This window comes from Phaeodactylibacter sp. (assembly GCF_040219495.1).
GTDB lineage: Bacteria > Bacteroidota > Bacteroidia > Chitinophagales > Saprospiraceae > Phaeodactylibacter.
Window position 1 is genome coordinate 1 of record NZ_JAVJSK010000065.1, and the last position, 15,629, is coordinate 15,629.

17 protein-coding genes are annotated in these 15,629 nt (G+C 49.6%); 1 reads left to right on the forward strand and 16 read right to left on the reverse strand.

Going from position 1 to position 15,629, the window contains the following annotated elements:
• Nucleotides 1–149: 149 nt before the first annotated feature.
• The 16 genes from cas2 to RIC19_RS09505 form a co-directional block, all read right to left on the reverse strand.
• Nucleotides 150–626, reverse strand: coding sequence for a CRISPR-associated endonuclease Cas2 (gene cas2, locus RIC19_RS09430; RefSeq protein WP_350178058.1), 477 nt, complete (start codon nucleotides 624–626; stop codon nucleotides 150–152).
• Between the two features lie 9 nt (nucleotides 627–635).
• Entirely contained in the window at nucleotides 636–968 is a 333-nt protein-coding gene (locus RIC19_RS09435; RefSeq protein WP_350178059.1) for a hypothetical protein, read from the reverse strand.
• Nucleotides 961–1,515 carry a hypothetical protein gene (locus RIC19_RS09440; protein ID WP_350178060.1) on the reverse strand — a complete coding sequence of 185 codons (555 nt, stop codon included), beginning with the start codon at nucleotides 1,513–1,515 and terminating at the stop codon, nucleotides 961–963. The genes RIC19_RS09435 and RIC19_RS09440 overlap by 8 nt, the downstream gene beginning before the upstream one ends.
• A gap of 107 nt (nucleotides 1,516–1,622) precedes the next feature.
• Nucleotides 1,623–2,009, reverse strand: coding sequence for a CRISPR-associated protein (locus RIC19_RS09445; RefSeq protein WP_350178061.1), 387 nt, complete (start codon nucleotides 2,007–2,009; stop codon nucleotides 1,623–1,625).
• On the reverse strand, nucleotides 2,006–2,464 hold the full coding sequence (locus RIC19_RS09450) for a hypothetical protein (RefSeq protein WP_350178062.1): 459 nt from the start codon (nucleotides 2,462–2,464) through the stop codon (nucleotides 2,006–2,008). The genes RIC19_RS09445 and RIC19_RS09450 overlap by 4 nt, the downstream gene beginning before the upstream one ends.
• A 12-nt stretch (nucleotides 2,465–2,476) precedes the next feature.
• A complete protein-coding gene (locus RIC19_RS09455; protein ID WP_350178063.1) occupies nucleotides 2,477–2,908 on the reverse strand; it encodes a hypothetical protein in 432 nt (143 codons plus the stop codon).
• The gene (cmr4, locus tag RIC19_RS09460; RefSeq protein WP_350178064.1) at nucleotides 2,905–3,843 is read right to left on the reverse strand and encodes a type III-B CRISPR module RAMP protein Cmr4; all 939 of its coding nucleotides are present in this window, start codon (nucleotides 3,841–3,843) and stop codon (nucleotides 2,905–2,907) included. Before cmr4 (RIC19_RS09460) ends, RIC19_RS09455 begins: the two co-directional genes overlap by 4 nt.
• Nucleotides 3,840–5,177 (reverse strand): Card1-like endonuclease domain-containing protein, encoded by a 1,338-nt coding sequence (locus tag RIC19_RS09465; protein ID WP_350178065.1) that lies wholly within the window; start codon nucleotides 5,175–5,177, stop codon nucleotides 3,840–3,842. The genes cmr4 (RIC19_RS09460) and RIC19_RS09465 overlap by 4 nt, the downstream gene beginning before the upstream one ends.
• Nucleotides 5,161–6,216, reverse strand: a complete 1,056-nt coding sequence (cmr3, locus tag RIC19_RS09470; protein WP_350178066.1) for a type III-B CRISPR module-associated protein Cmr3 — start codon at nucleotides 6,214–6,216, stop codon at nucleotides 5,161–5,163. Before cmr3 ends, RIC19_RS09465 begins: the two co-directional genes overlap by 17 nt.
• Nucleotides 6,192–8,246 carry a Cas10/Cmr2 second palm domain-containing protein gene (locus RIC19_RS09475; RefSeq protein ID WP_350178067.1) on the reverse strand — a complete coding sequence of 685 codons (2,055 nt, stop codon included), beginning with the start codon at nucleotides 8,244–8,246 and terminating at the stop codon, nucleotides 6,192–6,194. Before RIC19_RS09475 ends, cmr3 begins: the two co-directional genes overlap by 25 nt.
• 10 nt (nucleotides 8,247–8,256) lie before the next feature.
• A complete protein-coding gene (cmr6, locus tag RIC19_RS09480) occupies nucleotides 8,257–9,459 on the reverse strand; it encodes a type III-B CRISPR module RAMP protein Cmr6 (RefSeq protein WP_350178068.1) in 1,203 nt (400 codons plus the stop codon).
• Nucleotides 9,446–9,943 carry a type III-B CRISPR module-associated protein Cmr5 gene (cmr5, locus tag RIC19_RS09485; protein ID WP_350178069.1) on the reverse strand — a complete coding sequence of 166 codons (498 nt, stop codon included), beginning with the start codon at nucleotides 9,941–9,943 and terminating at the stop codon, nucleotides 9,446–9,448. Before cmr5 ends, cmr6 begins: the two co-directional genes overlap by 14 nt.
• A gap of 4 nt (nucleotides 9,944–9,947) precedes the next feature.
• Nucleotides 9,948–10,928 carry a type III-B CRISPR module RAMP protein Cmr4 gene (gene cmr4, locus RIC19_RS09490; RefSeq protein ID WP_350178070.1) on the reverse strand — a complete coding sequence of 327 codons (981 nt, stop codon included), beginning with the start codon at nucleotides 10,926–10,928 and terminating at the stop codon, nucleotides 9,948–9,950.
• 41 nt (nucleotides 10,929–10,969) lie between these two features.
• On the reverse strand, nucleotides 10,970–12,085 hold the full coding sequence (gene cmr1, locus RIC19_RS09495; RefSeq protein ID WP_350178071.1) for a type III-B CRISPR module RAMP protein Cmr1: 1,116 nt from the start codon (nucleotides 12,083–12,085) through the stop codon (nucleotides 10,970–10,972).
• A gap of 163 nt (nucleotides 12,086–12,248) precedes the next feature.
• The gene (gene cmr1 / locus RIC19_RS09500; protein ID WP_350178072.1) at nucleotides 12,249–13,265 is read right to left on the reverse strand and encodes a type III-B CRISPR module RAMP protein Cmr1; all 1,017 of its coding nucleotides are present in this window, start codon (nucleotides 13,263–13,265) and stop codon (nucleotides 12,249–12,251) included.
• 27 nt (nucleotides 13,266–13,292) lie between these two features.
• Complete coding sequence (locus RIC19_RS09505; RefSeq protein ID WP_350178073.1) at nucleotides 13,293–14,039, reverse strand: CRISPR-associated endonuclease Cas6; 747 nt, start codon at nucleotides 14,037–14,039, stop codon at nucleotides 13,293–13,295.
• Nucleotides 14,040–14,299: 260 nt separating this feature from the next.
• On the opposite strand from RIC19_RS09505, the gene RIC19_RS09510 reads away from it, so the two are divergent.
• Nucleotides 14,300–15,322, forward strand: a complete 1,023-nt coding sequence (locus RIC19_RS09510) for a helix-turn-helix transcriptional regulator (RefSeq protein WP_350178074.1) — start codon at nucleotides 14,300–14,302, stop codon at nucleotides 15,320–15,322.
• The last annotated feature ends 307 nt before the right edge of the window (nucleotides 15,323–15,629 follow it).

Consider the following 15,629-nt stretch of genomic DNA (forward strand, 5'->3'; position numbering starts at 1 on the left):
GGACTTTGCTTTTGGAGCGAACGCAGCCAAATTTTGTTCTGATTAAGGCGTGATGAGGGAACATAGCCTTAGCTACGTGACCGAAGAACAACGAAGAGCAGGACAAAATTTGGCAAGAGCAGCCCGAAGTGTAAAATCCCACCACGCTCTTAATAGAAAAGCGTGTTCGGCGGGTCAATCAGCGATTGCACCTGTATGTCCTTGCCGATGATCTTCATGCTGCCTACGGTGCTCGACTGTATCGGGACCAAAAGAATACTGTCGTGGTTGTCGTAGGTGGCCTGTACGTCTTTGAGGGTATCATTGATTTCAGTGAAGACCTTTTGGTGTGTCCGGGCCATATAGACCGACTTCTGAATCCGGATACAGCCTTTGGAGAGCAGGTATTTCGCGATGTGCGTCCGCACTCGGTCGTCTTCGATGTCGTACATTACCAGGTAAGTCATATCATAAGGGTTTTGACTAGGTTCGCGCACCAACTGCAGGATATCCCGTATGCGCTCGTTAAGTGTGAGCAGCTCCTCCTCTACCGGCCGGGGCTTCATCTCCGGCGCGGTCAGGCCGGCCTCCTGCAGCTTCTGTAATTTCTCCTTCAGGTTGTAGGTCACCTTGCGTGGTCGGGCCATAATTTCCAGTTATCCGTTTGGGGTTTCAGGCACCAAATGCTCAACAATGACCTGATAGGCCAAATCGGCAAGCGCTGCACTTGTGCCGGTCTTTGTGGTTTTGGATACGGTAAAGCCACGCTTGCCAAAGAAGACGTTTACTTCTGCAAGTAGTGGCAATGCCTCCAGCTTGAGCTGTTTCCCATAACGGATCGATACCGCTTCCCGCAACGTGATCCCTACGGATTCCAGTTTTTGCGCAAGCTCTGGCATTTGGGACTCCAGCTCGGGCGGCACATAGGCTTCCTTTTGGGGTTTCCGGGGTTTAAAATCAGGGTTCAGCCTGCTTTTTATTTTATCCAACACCTCCTTTGAGAGCGGATCTTCTTTGGGCTTTCCGGCTTTTGGGGCAGGCTGCTGCGCATAGGTTCCGGGCTTTAAGTTGCTCATACACGGCCAGGTAATCATGCTGAGCAGGGATCATCCAGGAGCCTAAGTCATGCGCGAAAGCGATGCCCTCGCTCATATCATCAATAAGAGGCAGGCAGATATCGAAAATCTTCCGGGCTACTTCCGCCTCAGGTGCCTGCGCCAGTTCACAGGCACGGTCGAGCCATAATCCCAGCTCATAAAACCAGGCATCAGTATGAGGCGGCACCCAATCGTAATCATCCCCGCTCATATCGAACTCCCGGTAGAAGTAGCCGGCACGCGACCTCTGCTCAAAAGTTTGGACATATTGCAGGAGCTTTCCAGCCGGTTCAGTTGCTACTTTTTTCCGGGATTCCATAGCATGGCTGATGTAAAACCGCTGTTCATCATTGATGACCTCATGCGCACGGCATAGGGCTTCATATAGTTCTTCTTTGGAGGCTACTTCGAGAAAAGCACTAAATTGGGAATACGTCATAGGCGAGCTCATTCAGCGTTTAAGTTTCCGGTGAAGATTCTGGCAGCGACCAGTCTCTTCAAGTCATCAATTCCTTTAGAGCTTGTTGATCAGACTGCCCATGTATCTTATGTTTTAGCATATCCTCTGAAGCGAACGAATTTGAATTGGGAGGTTTTTTTGCCGTTTGCTTCCTGTAGCACTATACGCTCTGAGGTACTCGCTACGCACGGGATACCAGCAGTATGCAGGCGGTTGACTAGCAAATGGGTAAAGGTCAGCTCTCCCATCAGGTGGACGGTTAGGCTGGGATCGTCCGCCGCTAGTTTACGGATTTGCCCTTCGTATCCTTCCACGATTTGCCGCACGTCATCAGCATCCGCTTCCGGAGGGATTTGGGGGAAGGGCATGTCTTCTATATCGCCAAATTGCTCAGTTGCAGACTGACGTTGGGTCTCCGGCCAGGAGGAGCATGGGTGGTTAGAGAGGTTTAGGAGCACTAGCCAAACAATCAAATATCCATTTTTCGAATAGCTAAATCTATTTGGCGAAACAAATGAAATCCTTGATCATAAGTCGCTTCCAACGCCTGATACCGGGTTTCCCATAATTCGAGATCCCCATCTTCCAGCTTGACGATTTCATGTAAGGCACGGTTACGCTCTTTTCTCCAAGCGTCCAAGTCAGTAGTGATTAATCGGCAAAAATCCGGAGAGAAAGCAGCACAACTATCCACCATCCGGATTAGGGTCCCCAGTGTCTTAAAGCTAACCTCTGCACCTGTAACTTTAGTTAGCGTACTTTCCAACCGATCTGTAATAAGACTTTCAAACAGCGTAATTCCTTCCAGGAAAAAGCCTTTATCTTTAGATTCTGCGGCTTTATCTATAGCACTTTTGTAAAGGTTATACCGGGTCTGTTGAATATCGTCTTTAGGGTTTTGCCCTTTTGCACGCACACGTTTCGCCATTATCTCATTTTTTTAATCTGTCCCTGTCTCCAACTTCTCATCATGATAAGCTGCCGCCAGACGTTTCAAACACAACAAGAAAAAGCCAAGCCGGGCTTCAGACTTAGCTAAGTTTGACTCCTTTGCGATACAAAGTATATGGTATTGATAACTCTTTTTTTCTTTGTCGTCGTAATAGGCCATCTGCCCGTACAACCAAGAGTAGGCTTTCGCCAAATCGAACCCATTTTCTTCCTTCCCCTTGCTCATCTGTCCGCTCATGTAGAGCATGCAGCGCCTCAAGCCCTGAGCCCCAAGTTTGAGGCTGACCTGCTGAACGGCATTAAGGAGGTGCTTGACCTTCTCAGCATCAGTTTGCCCTTGATCCATGTACTTTTTTTCAAAAGCTTGAAAAGCTTCTAAAGCTTGTAGGGCGATGCCCCGGTTGTCGGTCTTAATGCTCATACTTCTTGTTTTTGGGATCCAGAAGAAAAGTGCCAGCTCAGAGCGCAGCGCCCCTTGCCCAAAGTGGCATTGCCCGCCAATTGCAGGACCTTAGGCGCAGTGTCCAACTTGTCTTCCACATCATTGTGCGTGGCATTGGGCATGGAAAAGGACAAGGCGTACAGCAGCGCTCCCTCCGGCAGGTACTCCTCGGTGAAGAGAGCGCCCCCGCCTGTAGCGCCGGTGCCGTCCTTAATTTTATTGCGAGTGGAGACCTCTGTGTACAGCCTCGCCAACTCCGTGAAGTTCTCATCGGATACTATGGCCAGGCGCTCCGGAAAATCGTCCAAATCGCTAAGCAAGGGGATGGCTTTTTGCCAGTCTTTCAGTTTGCTTTTGTCTAGGCGGGTATCTACCCCGAATATGTGGTGGTGCAGCAGCAGCTTATCTCCCAAATTCAAGGTATTGCCCGCGTATAATATCGCATCGTCATCGATTTTATTTGCAAAAACAGCATAGAAATCTTTCATCGCCGGCTGCGCCACATCATAGCCCGCTAGCCCGGCCTCTTCGCGGAAGCGCTCCAATACAGCCGGGCAGCTCACCCAAGCCCAGCCGCCCCTGGCCGAGCGCACAGGGAACAGCAACAGCCGGGCATCCGTAAAAGAAAGTAGACCAGCCTTGCCGTATCTTACTTTTTGTTTCTTTCCATTTTCGTCCTCGAATACAGATTCTTCTACACCAAAAAGATTGGCAGCATTGCCACTTCTTGCTATGCCCTGCTCACGCAACGCCCCTTTGAGTGCCGCGCTGTTGACTTTGGGCCAGCCCGAATTTATCTCCCTGTCTATCGGCCGGTCTATGATGTGGTTGCCGCCCAACACTCCGGCGTGCAGGGGGCTGAGGGTGCGCAGCCCAAGTAGGGCGCGGAAGTAGGTGTGGGTGTGCTTGCTCATAGGTGCAGGAGGTTTTTGATCGCAGTTTCAAAATCGTTGTTTTCATCCCCATCCAAAGCAATAATGGGCAGTTGGGCGCGATTGGCAGCGCGGATGGCAGCGGCGCTAGTTTCGTATGGCCATACTTTGCTTAATTCACTTGCTTTTGACAGTTGCGCATTCAGCAAGGCGGTCAGCAATATCGGCTTGCCGTATACCCCGGCTATGGCGTAGGTGGTGTATTTGGTGCTCTTGGCCACGTCACCGCTCATGCCCCCGCTCTTAACCTCGAAGACGACTAGCTGCCCGGTCTTGGTGAGCAGGATGATGTCTATTTCGTCGGTTTGCTTGTTGTTGCCCTCTTTATGCTGTGCCTCTCTTTCGGGCCGCAGTTTGAGGTTGACTGCCATTTCAACTATATTGTCTTTGGCAGCCTTGTAGATGGTAGCTGCGTACATTTCTTCTAGTAGATGGCCGAAGGGGTAGGTTTTACTCTCATACTTAGCTACCAAGGAGAGCTCTTCTTTAGTAAGAAAAGAGAAGTAGGATTTTGCTTTATCCTCGTTTTTTTCCTTCAAAATGTCTTTACCGTTGAAAACGTTCCCATCTGCGTCTTTCCCTCCATTTTCTCGGTTCAGCGCGAGCAGTTTTTTCCGGAGGGTTTCGTCTTGCTTGTACTTATCCACTAAAGCTAACCGTGTCTGATGGTCGCTATAGTTTCCATCGTAAGGTGTATATTCGGCGAATTCTTTGATGCCCATCAGCCTTAGGGCGATGGGGATGGTTAGCCATTGCAAATTATGCTCCACTTTATATTTTCCTAAGCTATGCGTTGCGTCAGGAATAGGCACAAGCTTTTGGCCTTCGACCTTCATCCATACGAGCTGAGCTTTGTTCCCTTCCAAGTACATCACGATGTCGTCCCTGCGCTCCGATTCTTTCAGCAGCTCGAAAATGGCTAGCATAACCGGGCGCTGCCCGCCTGTGATGTTCCAAAGGACTTTTTTGCCTTTAGCTGTTTTTGCTATGGCCTCCTTTACAACATCTATATTATTGATATCACCTAGCTCTTCTTTGCTTGAAGGTATATCAAAACGTGTGCCCTTCTCCTCATTTTTAAGCTTCTTGCAAGTGTCGAACAAGCATTTGTCAAACGCCTCATTTGGCGCCCCCTTCAAGGTAAGGTACATCTTGGGCTGCTGAAAGTCGAACAAGAGCATAGGCAGGTAATTCACCATCTGATTGAGGGTGGAAATCATGCAGTAGGTGTATTCCTGAGCAATTGTCTGCTGCCATTGGTTTGTATTACGCTTGTTATCAGCGCTATTCCTTTTACTCTTATCCTTTGTCGCCATAGTAGGGTATAATTTCAAATTGGTTATAGCCTCGGCTGTATTCGCCATAGCCTAATTCGGATTGTGCTTGCTGTGTACTTATGGGGCCCGCATTGCCCTTGTACTCAAGAATATACACACTGCCCGCTGGAGCGACGTAGTGCATAGGCTTTGGTCGGCGTTGTTTGTAATCAAAACCGCCGAGCAAATAGGGCTTGCCCGTCACGCCTCCTTCTACCCTGAATGGCTTATTTCCTAAAAATACTGGATGGCCCTGCTTATCCAAATAGGCAGGCGAAGTGAGGTAAAGTTTAAAAAAGTCAGACTTCCCTTCGGGTAATCGGGGGGCCAAAACTGCTTTCACATCTGCTGCTGTCTGCGCTTCCACCTTCTCAAAATGCGCCATTTTCCCCTCCCCACCCAATTTCAGTATGCCCGAATCTGGATAATCATCCGGGTACTCCGCTTCTACCAAAAGGCAGTAGCCCGGCTGCAGATGGGAAAAATGCACGGTATAGAGCTTCCCCTCTTCCGCTGTCCTGCGGTGTGCGTCTCGCCCAATACCGATTTTGAATTCTTGCCCGACGATTTCCTGTACATTGGAAAGCTCCAAAGTGTTGAAGTCTTCATGCGCCCCCATATAAGCCTCCAAGCTGCCCACAGATAGCAAGTAGCCTTCGGGCAGCTCGACTTTCTCGTCGGTCAGGGGCTTCAGCAGTACGTTCTGTTCTTCTCGCTTGGTCAGGAAGCCATGGTCGTCCTGCCAGTAAAAATTGTGGTGGTGGCGGCGAACCTCATCCTCTATGAAAATATCAAGCGGCGCGGGCAAATAGCACTGCGTGACGTTTTCGCCCAGCAGCATGATACGCCCAATCTTGAGGGCATCAAGCGGTGTATTGTTGTCTCTGTACCAAAGCTGCGAGAACAACGCCCCCCAAACCACCCCCGGGGGCGGCAGCAGCTCGGCTTCCGTCCAGCTCTCGTCCCCGATGCTGAAGGGGCGGCCCTTGCCGAAGAACAGGCCGTCAAATGGTGTTATTTGGAGGTATCCTGTGGCCATTGATTGGTGTGTTTTGCGGCCATCTCGGCCATTTTCAAGAATTGGAGGAAGTTGGGCAGGTCGAAGTAGGTACGCCCCACGCGGAGCTGCTCAAACAGCAAATCCGAACAACGATTTCCAAGCGCAACAGCGGCTTCTTTTTCGACCCGGCTGCTGTCCCGTGCCCGTACCAGAAGCCGCTTCAGTTCGCGCAGGGCGTAGTTGCGGAGCTGTTCCTGCTCATCGACATCCGTCTCCCCGCCTAGCCCCAGTGTTTCCATATTGGAGGCAAACTGAAAGATAAACTGCGGGGAATAATCACCCTGCTGCAAGGCTTGGAACAACTCCTGCAGCAAGTTCAGGTTGTCCTGTTTAAAGTAGCTCATACTGACCGCCCCGCTCTTCGCCATGAAACAGCAGGCGATGCCGGCCTTGCTATCCGCATCGAAGCGGGTCTTGACGGCCTTCAGTTCAGCCTTAGTGGTCTGTACTGCCCGGGTCAGGGGCGACTTATAGTGGGCTATGATGATGGATGCAGAGTAGGTCAAGCCAGTATTTAGCCTATTCCATTCCGTTTGTATGGCTCCAAGTAGCTCGAACAGCCCATGCAGGTTGAGCATGAGCAGGAAGTCGTCACCCCCGGCGTGGAGGACGCGGCCTTTACTGCCACCCTCTATAAGCTTGGTGACTTCCTTGGCGAATTGGTGAAGCTGTTCGGCGGTTTTTTCATGCCCCTCCTTGTCTATGTTCTGCAAGTGTTTGCCCAGCCCGTCTATGTCCAGAGCGACTAGGGCGTAGTAGGGGTGAAGGGCAACTTTGCAATCCTCGGTTTTAGGCAGCGTAGCCTTGAACTCACGGTGCGCTTCTTTGATTTCATCCAGTTTCCCCACTTCAAAGTTGTACTTCTTGAAGTAGCTTTGCGTGTGGTTGTCCTCGAAATAAAGTTCCTCGTCCTCAACTCGGTACTTTGGGTAATTATTGTAAAAATCCTCCGGGCGGGCTGTTTTCACCCGCTCATCTAAGACCTTAAATTTCGTCCTGCCATTCTCCAGTCCATCGTCTGCCGCTTTCCATTCCATCCTGTTCAGAGTATCTAACAAGGCTGTTTTTGCGGTGGTGGGCAGCTCTATTTCTTGGAGGTAGGGCTTTGCCGAATACTTCCCTTTCCAGAAGTCAGATTTTTTGTACAGCGCCTCCCATAATGCCTGATTCTCGGCTTCACCCCCAATCTCATCCGGCTTATAGCAGCGCTTGAATAGGCTGACCGCCGATAGCCCCTCGCCATCTTGGATGAACTTGGGCGGGACGTCGTTAATATTCACTAAAGGGCCCGCATCATCCTGTTTTTCTTTGCCTACAAGCACTACCTCATCCCGGCTATTCAAGAACAACTTACTGCGCATCAGTACATCTGCTGTCTTATACTGAGCCTGATCCTGCTCACTCCATCGGTACACCTTCACGTTGCGCTCCCCATCCACGATGCACTTGCGGCCGGTCTCGCCAAGGAAGCCTTGGAGGAATCCGCCGTAATCGGCGTTCTCGCCTTGGTAGGCTAGGGCTTTGGGCGTGCGCAGGTGCTTGCTCATACCGAAAATACGCTCGGCCTCGCGGTAGCTTTCGGCGTAGCTCCCTTCTTTGTAGGGAGAAAAAATCCAGTAAGTTTGGAGGTGGTTTTCGAGCTGTTCCTTCAGCCCTTTGATTTGGCTAGGGTCTATGTCGCCGCCAAGGGCAGCTTTAATGACCGCCAGCCCTTCGTCCTTGAAGCGCTGCTGCACGGCTTCAGCTACTTTCTCTCCAATGGTTTCGCCCGTGTCGACGTTTGCCAGCGTGATGGTGCCCACAAAGCGATTGGTGAGGGAAGCGCTGCTGACTTCAGGGAATAGGATGATTCCTCCTTGCTGCACAAAGGTCAAAGCGGCATACCGGCAATAGTCCGATACCATGCGGCAGCCGAGATACAGGTCCTGCGCTTTGCGCGCCTGCGCGATGAAGGACTGTACAGGACCAAGGGAGAAGATAAAGAAGTGGGTTGGGTTGGATTGACTCATGGGGTTGTGATTAACTAATGATGCCGTCTAATGAGGCCGAAGAGATGGTTTTGCCTTGTTTCCCTGCTTGGATGGTAACCCTGATAATGTCTTCTGCTTTTAGCGTATCGGTCCTTCCAGCGATTTGGATATTGGGATGTTTTTTATCCTCATAGCCGTAAACAGTGGCCGTAGCTGGTCTGCCGGGCTTTGTCACTACTGCTTCAAACTTATCTCCATTTTTAAACTTCTTGGTGCGCCCTTCTTTAAACTGCGGCTCCCGCTTCATTTCAGGTTCTTTAGGCGAGACGTAGGCATCCTCCTTATCGCGCATTCGCCCATAACCTACAGCCGTCTTGGCGCCTACGCCAGCTTCTTCAAGCGCGCATTTCAGCCATTGCTTTGCGGTTTCGAGCAGCCCTACACCAGTGGCTTCCCCATCGCGCGGGATGTACCCGAGGTGAAACTGAAAGGACACCCCCTTCATCGTCAGAAAGAAGATGGGGCGGGGGCTAAGCCAATCGGCGGGGGGCTTATTGCCTTCGTAGTAATCGGGATAGTGGTTGTTCATAATGTCGGGCTGCACCATATCCTGCGATAGCTGTGTAGGCAGGGCATCGAAAAAGAGGATTTGGCCTTGGTGGAAGTTTTTGCTTTCATCTTGCTCATTACCGAAAACCTTCAAGTAATCCTCAGCCTTAACCTCACCCTCAACCTCAGCCTTTCCCTCTGCCTTACCCTCAATCTCCGCCTTAGCCCAGTGCCGCGTCATTCCCTTGAGCGAGCTGCCGGGCAGATAAGGCATGCCGTAGGTAGGGTGGAAGGTGAAGCCGTTCTCGTAGACGGACGCATTACCCATACCCAAGGCTATACGCCAATCGGTCTCAAGATCAAATTCAAGACTATTGGGGCGCAGTGCCTTTGCCGCTTCGCCATAATTTTTCAGGAAGTTTTCGTAGTCCTTTTTAAATCGTTCTGAGACGTGCCACTTCTTGGTCAGATCAAGGTGGTAATCTTGCTTACTGACTCGGCTTTTATGAAAAAAGTGGAATTTTATTTCCTGTGATAAAAGACTGTCAACTTCAAGTTCTTGACTCAGCTCCTCCTTTTTTGCGAAGTGCCCCATCCGGTTGAATAGCAAAGCAAAGTTCTCGGGCTTATCATTCCCTATTGCCTTCTTTGTATCTCCCGGCAGTGCAGTGCGGTCAAGTTTGTATAAATTATTTGTCACCATTTTCGGATTTTTCAGGTTTCTGCAATCGCGCGTCCGCCACGCGCTTGAGGTCTTGGAGGAACATCAGAGCTTCGCGAGTTGCTTGGCGGATGTGGTGGGGGTTATTTGCCCCGTAGAGTTCTAAAATAGCGGCTTTGCTGGGTTGACTTACACAGCAAAGCGATTGTAGCCATTCTGTCAAGTGCTTGATGATAAGATCATAAGCTTCAGCTTTTTTATCCCCTTTATTCGCCTTGCCCTGTGCAAAGAGCAGGGCAGCCACCAAGCCGCTGTTCAGCATGAGCATGCCGAAGGACTTGATGTATTGGTGGTAGTTTTTGGCGACTTCGCTAGGCTTTCGTCCTTTATTAAGCTTTTTCCGTGCCACAGGGGTTTCCCTCCGCTCTTCCTCAGAGAGAAACGACTCGGTTTCATCAATCACCTCCTGCACGCACCTTAGCGCAAAGTCCAGCCGCTTATCTGCAATGCTTTTGAATCCAATCATGCCCTTAATGTTTAAAAGTGAGCTCCACAATACCTTTACCCACGGTGGTGTTGCCGCCGATCTGTAGGACTTTTTTGTCTGCGCCTATCCAGCAATCTTGGGTGAGGAAATTACTGACGTCTTGGGGCGTTTTGAAATCGCTTGGGAGCGCCTTATGCTTCTTCCCCTGCTCCTCCTTCGGCTGCCGGGGTGCTTCTGCGATGAGCAGGCTGTACAGCACCGACTCGGCAGGAAGGTACTCTTCAGTGAAGAGACCGCCATCTGCTACGATCCCGGTTTTATCATCAATTTTATTCCGCGTCATACGCTCGGTGAAGAGCTGCGTGAAGTCACCGAAAGCATCGTCGGGCAGGATGACGAGACGGGATACATCTAGGCCGGTAGCCGTATTTAATGCCGCCGCTATTGCTTGCCCCTCGTTGTCACCCTGCTCCTTAGGTTTTTTATTAAAAAGGTATTCCTCCAAAACAACCTTACCATCCTTTTCCAAGGGGCTTATATCCGGTAAGAAGCATTGATCATGCTCTAACTTGATACTCCCTAGTGTCTTCTTAAAGCTCCCCTGCCCTGCCTGCTCCAAGTCTTCCGACAGCCGCCGTAGCACATAGAGGCAGGTCGCATGCGCGAAAACGCCCCACATAGAGCGGATAGGGAACAACAGCAGTCGCGCATCGGTGAAGGTGAGGGCCCCGGCGAAGTACTGAGCATAGGCATTGGCACTGCCCTCACCGGAGAAGTCAGTGCTACCCTTGTAGCTACTTTGGTCGTCATAACCAAAAGCGAGGTGGATTTTGTCATATTCTTTTTCTTTAGACAAATTCTCTACCCGACTGCGCAAAGCCCCCTTGAGAGTAGAGGCTTCTATTTTGGGATAGCCAGTGACGAGTTCCCGCTGTATAGGGAGGTCGACCAGGCCATTATCCTTGCCGTTGCCTGCGTGCAGGGCGGAGAGGGTGCGGAGGTAGAAAGGGGTGATTTTGGACATGGTGGTTTTATACTTTGATATTGATGATCCGTTAATACAACTTATTGCAAGGTCTTAATATGATCTGCATCGCGCTTAACTACTTCAAAGAATGAGTTTAGAAGAGTTGGAGCAGCCTCAGTCCAGAAGTGTTCTTTCTTACAAGTAGCCTTTGTATTCTTGCTATGAAATTCCAGACTTGCCCCACTGGGCATAAGCTGTCCCTCTAGCTTAGTCACCATCCAATGAAATTGGTCTTTGTATTTTAGTAAAGTTATGAATACAGGTGAGCTACGCCTTGAGTAGTTTTCATCCCCTGATTCTTGGAAATTTACGCTATTGTCCTCTCGTACGCTTACAGGCAAACCAAAAGCAGCTTTCTGATTTAGCGTTTCCATCGTAAACTTACGGCGAGAACGATCTTGATTGGGAATAGCTTTTCGGTGCTTAAGCATAATGCTACCGATAGAATCAAGTGCTTTCTCCCAAGAAGAGAAAGATTTGCTACTTAAGTAAGAATCGCCCATAGTACTGTAATTTTCAGAACGATGGCTATTTGCGTCAACCCGGAATATGGCACGAGCAACTGTAATGTTTTTTTTCAAAAAAGCCTTTAGCTCGATGTTCGGTATAAATTGGAGCTCTTTGGGCAAGGCATCCCCTTCTGCCTTTATGACTCGAAATGCGCCTGCACCGCGCCGCGCCCTAGTCCCCAAAGCACCACAATGAGCTAACATCCAAAATGCTGCTGCTGCTTTTCTCAGAGCGGCCTTATCTTTGCCGCGGAGCACGACAGCAAACGGAAATTCAACAGAAATAAAGTTCCGCTCTGTTTGATACCCATCTGCTAGAAGACTATACAAAAGGTATTTCCCCCCTTCGTCTAGCCGAAGTGAAGTGGCTGAGCGTTTCTTAATCTCACCATGCCGCAAACTCACATCGATTAAGCTCCGCCTATGATCCTCGGTCACACCACCAAACAAAGCTTCGTCCTGTCTCAATAAACGCTCATGACTTTCGATGCCGTTTCCATCAAAAGGCCAGCCCAAGCTAATGGCTCTGGCCCAAAACCGCATCGCCCCCTTAATACTAGGCGCGCGCAGCTCCGGCATATCAGTATCTGGTCCGCTAAGGAACATAGGGCTAATGGTTCGGCAGTGGAAGGTGGCTTGGTGCATTTGGTTATTGTTTTTGGTCATTATTTCATTTGACAGGCGTTGTTGGAACATTTGTAATTGCTAGACTCTTTGGAGGGTGCAAAACGGATTTTAATATACTTCCGCACCTACGTGGTGAAAGACTGAACCGGACCCACGGAGAGTATAGATATGTTTTGTTGGCTCATTTTTGCTTAATTTTTTCGTTAAACCCATCTATTGCTTTAAAATACTCTTCTTGCTGTCTTTGAGAATAATATACAGTTCTCCTTAAAAAGTCATAAGGCATGCAAAGTATTTGCCCAATGAACTGTTTTTTCCCCATTTCCTCCACGTGCATGAAATAAGGCTTTGAGTGCCTACCATTTTCTAGAATTGTTTCATCGACTTCTTTACTTCTACCTCTTTCGCGAATTATAGTAGGATGTGAAAGCAGCACTCTCTTTTCATAATGGTGCCAACGCTCAACAGTTTCCCTTGCGTTTTGGTATCGCTTTCCAATATTTGCCAACGCTTTATCCCATGAGTTATGAGTGGCTTCGTCTTCGTAAACAATTTCCGTTTTAATTGAAGCAGCAGTAAAACCAGCAATATCACTTTTTACATTATCAATGCGAACACGCTCTACACCATTATTTTCAATCTTAATACCACCAAAACCATTTCGGCTTCGCGATCCAAGACCTCCGTACTGCACCAAAGTGACAAATGCCTTTATCACACCCTTAAATTGTTCAGCAGATAATTTCACAGATTTCAGTTCCACTTGAAAGGCGGAACCAGGGGTAATATATGGTCGTCCAATATTCCCTCTGTCGGAAATACCAAACGCCAAATAATCTAGTATGTTAATTTTGAACTCATCCATCTGCTTCTCGCGACCTGGACTACCTACCATCCTTCCTCTTCTGTAGTAAGTTGAATAATTGTGATAAGGGAATTTATCTTGGGAATAATTAAGGTTTTGCTTTTTAATCCTCACAAATACATTTGACTTAAAAGCCTTATCACCAATAGCCCCCCCGAATATTTTAACTTCCTTCTCCCTCATCTCCTCCACCCCCAAATGCCCATTCAAAGCCCGCCACCAAAACCGCATCGCCCCTTTAATACTCGGCGCCCGCAACTCCGGCGTCTGCCCGTCCGCCCCTGCTAGAAACATAGGCGTAATAACCTTACAATGAAAAGTGATCGACTCCATATTTGTTAGTGGTTGTAGTTTTGTGAATCATTGCTGTTCGTGGTTCGCTGTTTGCTCTTCGCACTTTGCGTTTCGCATTTCATATTTCATACCTCCAAGTTTCCTATTTCCTATTTCAAGCAAACTCCCATACCCCACACTAGCCCCCTTGCCCAGCCCCACAAAGTTCGGCAGGCTCGCATTGCAGCGGAAGTTCAGTGAAAAGCACAATGATTTATGCCCCTTGTACGGCAGCCACCGCTCCCCTTTCATGCGGGTGATCTGGGCTTCCAGCTGTCCCTGTACGTCCCAGCCAATGCCTTTGGCGAAAGCCAGGAGATTGCCGATCAGCAGCTTTTCCAAAAACTGCAGGCGTTCCACCTCGGTGGTTAGGGCCATGTAGCGTTTGTAGTTCTCCTGATTGAGCGCCTGCCAGTCTTTGAGGGCATACTCGAAGTGGCCCTGCCAGCACTGCACATTGAAGTATTTGAGGTGGATGTCCTCGATCTCGAAGGTCTCTTCCCGCTCGCCGATGCGCAGGTCTAAATCCCGCCGCTGGAACAGGTAGTGGATGTCATCGGTGCCTTCGTTGAGACAGATGATGCTCGCCTTTTTGTACTGCGTCTTGTACTGAATCAGCGGATAGCGGTAGATGCTGCTGCTGTCTGATTTGTGGTTGTGGAACAGGGAAGATTGCCGTTTCGTCGCCTCAATGACGGCTGCCCGGAAACAGGGCACCTCCCGGGCAAGCAGGTTGTTGGCAAACGTGACTTTGAGATAGCGAACCTTAGACATATACTGGCTTTAAACCTGGTTAGGAAACAAGACAAAACACAAGCGTGATCGTAGAGAGAAACCCCCATTCGATTATTAGGCGATGTACCCAATCGCTAAATTTCTTGTTTGTCTGCACACTATTTTACGGGTTTTAATCATCATTGTTACATTATTTTCAATTTTTCTGTGGCTAAATTTACAATTTGGGTGTATCAACCCATGATACTCCGGTAAGTTTTTTATACTTTCAGGTACATCAGTTCTGACAAACTACTTTTATGAACCAGGAAATGCTATTCAGGATTAGGGTGATTGACAACTGCTTGAGGAAAGCGAGCCGGAAGTGGACCCGGGATACCCTCGCCGATGCCTGCAATGAGCAAGCCTGGGAATACCTGGACCTGGAGCGGAATTATACCATCCTCACGATTTCCAGAGACCTCAAACGGATGAAGGCAGAACCGCCTTCCGGCTATGGCGCACCTATCGAATGGGATGCCCAACTGAAGACCTACCGGTATACAGACGCTGATTATTCCATCGACCTGCTGCCTTTATTCCAGGAAGATATCAACCTGCTGGAGGAGGCCCTGGGGCTGATACAGTCAGCGCCCTATTTCGAACTGGACAACGGGCTGTCTACCCTGGCAGACCGGATCGCAGAGCGCCTGAAACTGAAGCGCAACCGGTCTGAACTGCCGCCGGTGGTTTTCAGTCATTCCCAAAAGGTAGAGGGGCAGGGTTGGATCCCCCTACTCTACGAGGCGGTCATCCGCAAGCATTGTGTGGTCCTGGAATACCAGCCTTTTGAAGAGCCCCTCATCCGGCAGGTGGTCAGCCCGTACCTGCTGCGGGAATATAACCGCCGGTGGTTCCTGATTGGCTATAGCCACAAATACCAGAAAATAAGAACGTATGCGCTGGACCGGGTTCAGGAAGCCGATCAGTACCTGCTGGAGCATTTTCAAATGCTGCCGGGGTTTAACCCAAAGCGTTATTTCAACGCGGTCGTGGGCGTAAGTGTGCCCGAGGGCCGGCAGCCGGAAGCGGTCCGTATCCGGGTGACTCCTTTGCGGGCGAAGTACCTTTCGACCAAGCCCATTCATGCGTCTCAGGCTCTGGTTGAAAAGACGGAAGCCTACGCTATTTTCCAGCTAAAGGTCATCCCGAATATCGAGCTGGAGCGGCAAATCCTTTCCATGGGCGAGGAAGTCAGGGTATTGCAGCCCGAATGGCTGCGGCAACGGATAGCGGAAAGACTGAAATTGGCAGCAGAGCAGTATGCCAAAGGAACGCAGTGATGTGCCCCCTCTACCGCTCTTTTGTTGTGAAATAAAGAGATCACCGGCAGCGGTTGTGCCCGAAGCCTGATTAACAAGCTTACTTTTTACAGACATTCCGCAGCTTAGAGCGTGTTGGGACTTTAGTAATCGGCCTGCAAACTACACTTTTTTGCTTATACTTCGTCCCGAAAATCCTTCCCGCAAACTGCGGGACAGGCTATTTAGCTAAGGCTAAACTCCGGTTTTCGTGCCTCGTCTAACCAAAAAATTGTTAGTTTTCGACTAGAAGACAAAAGTCCCAACACGCTCTTATTTTGACGATTTT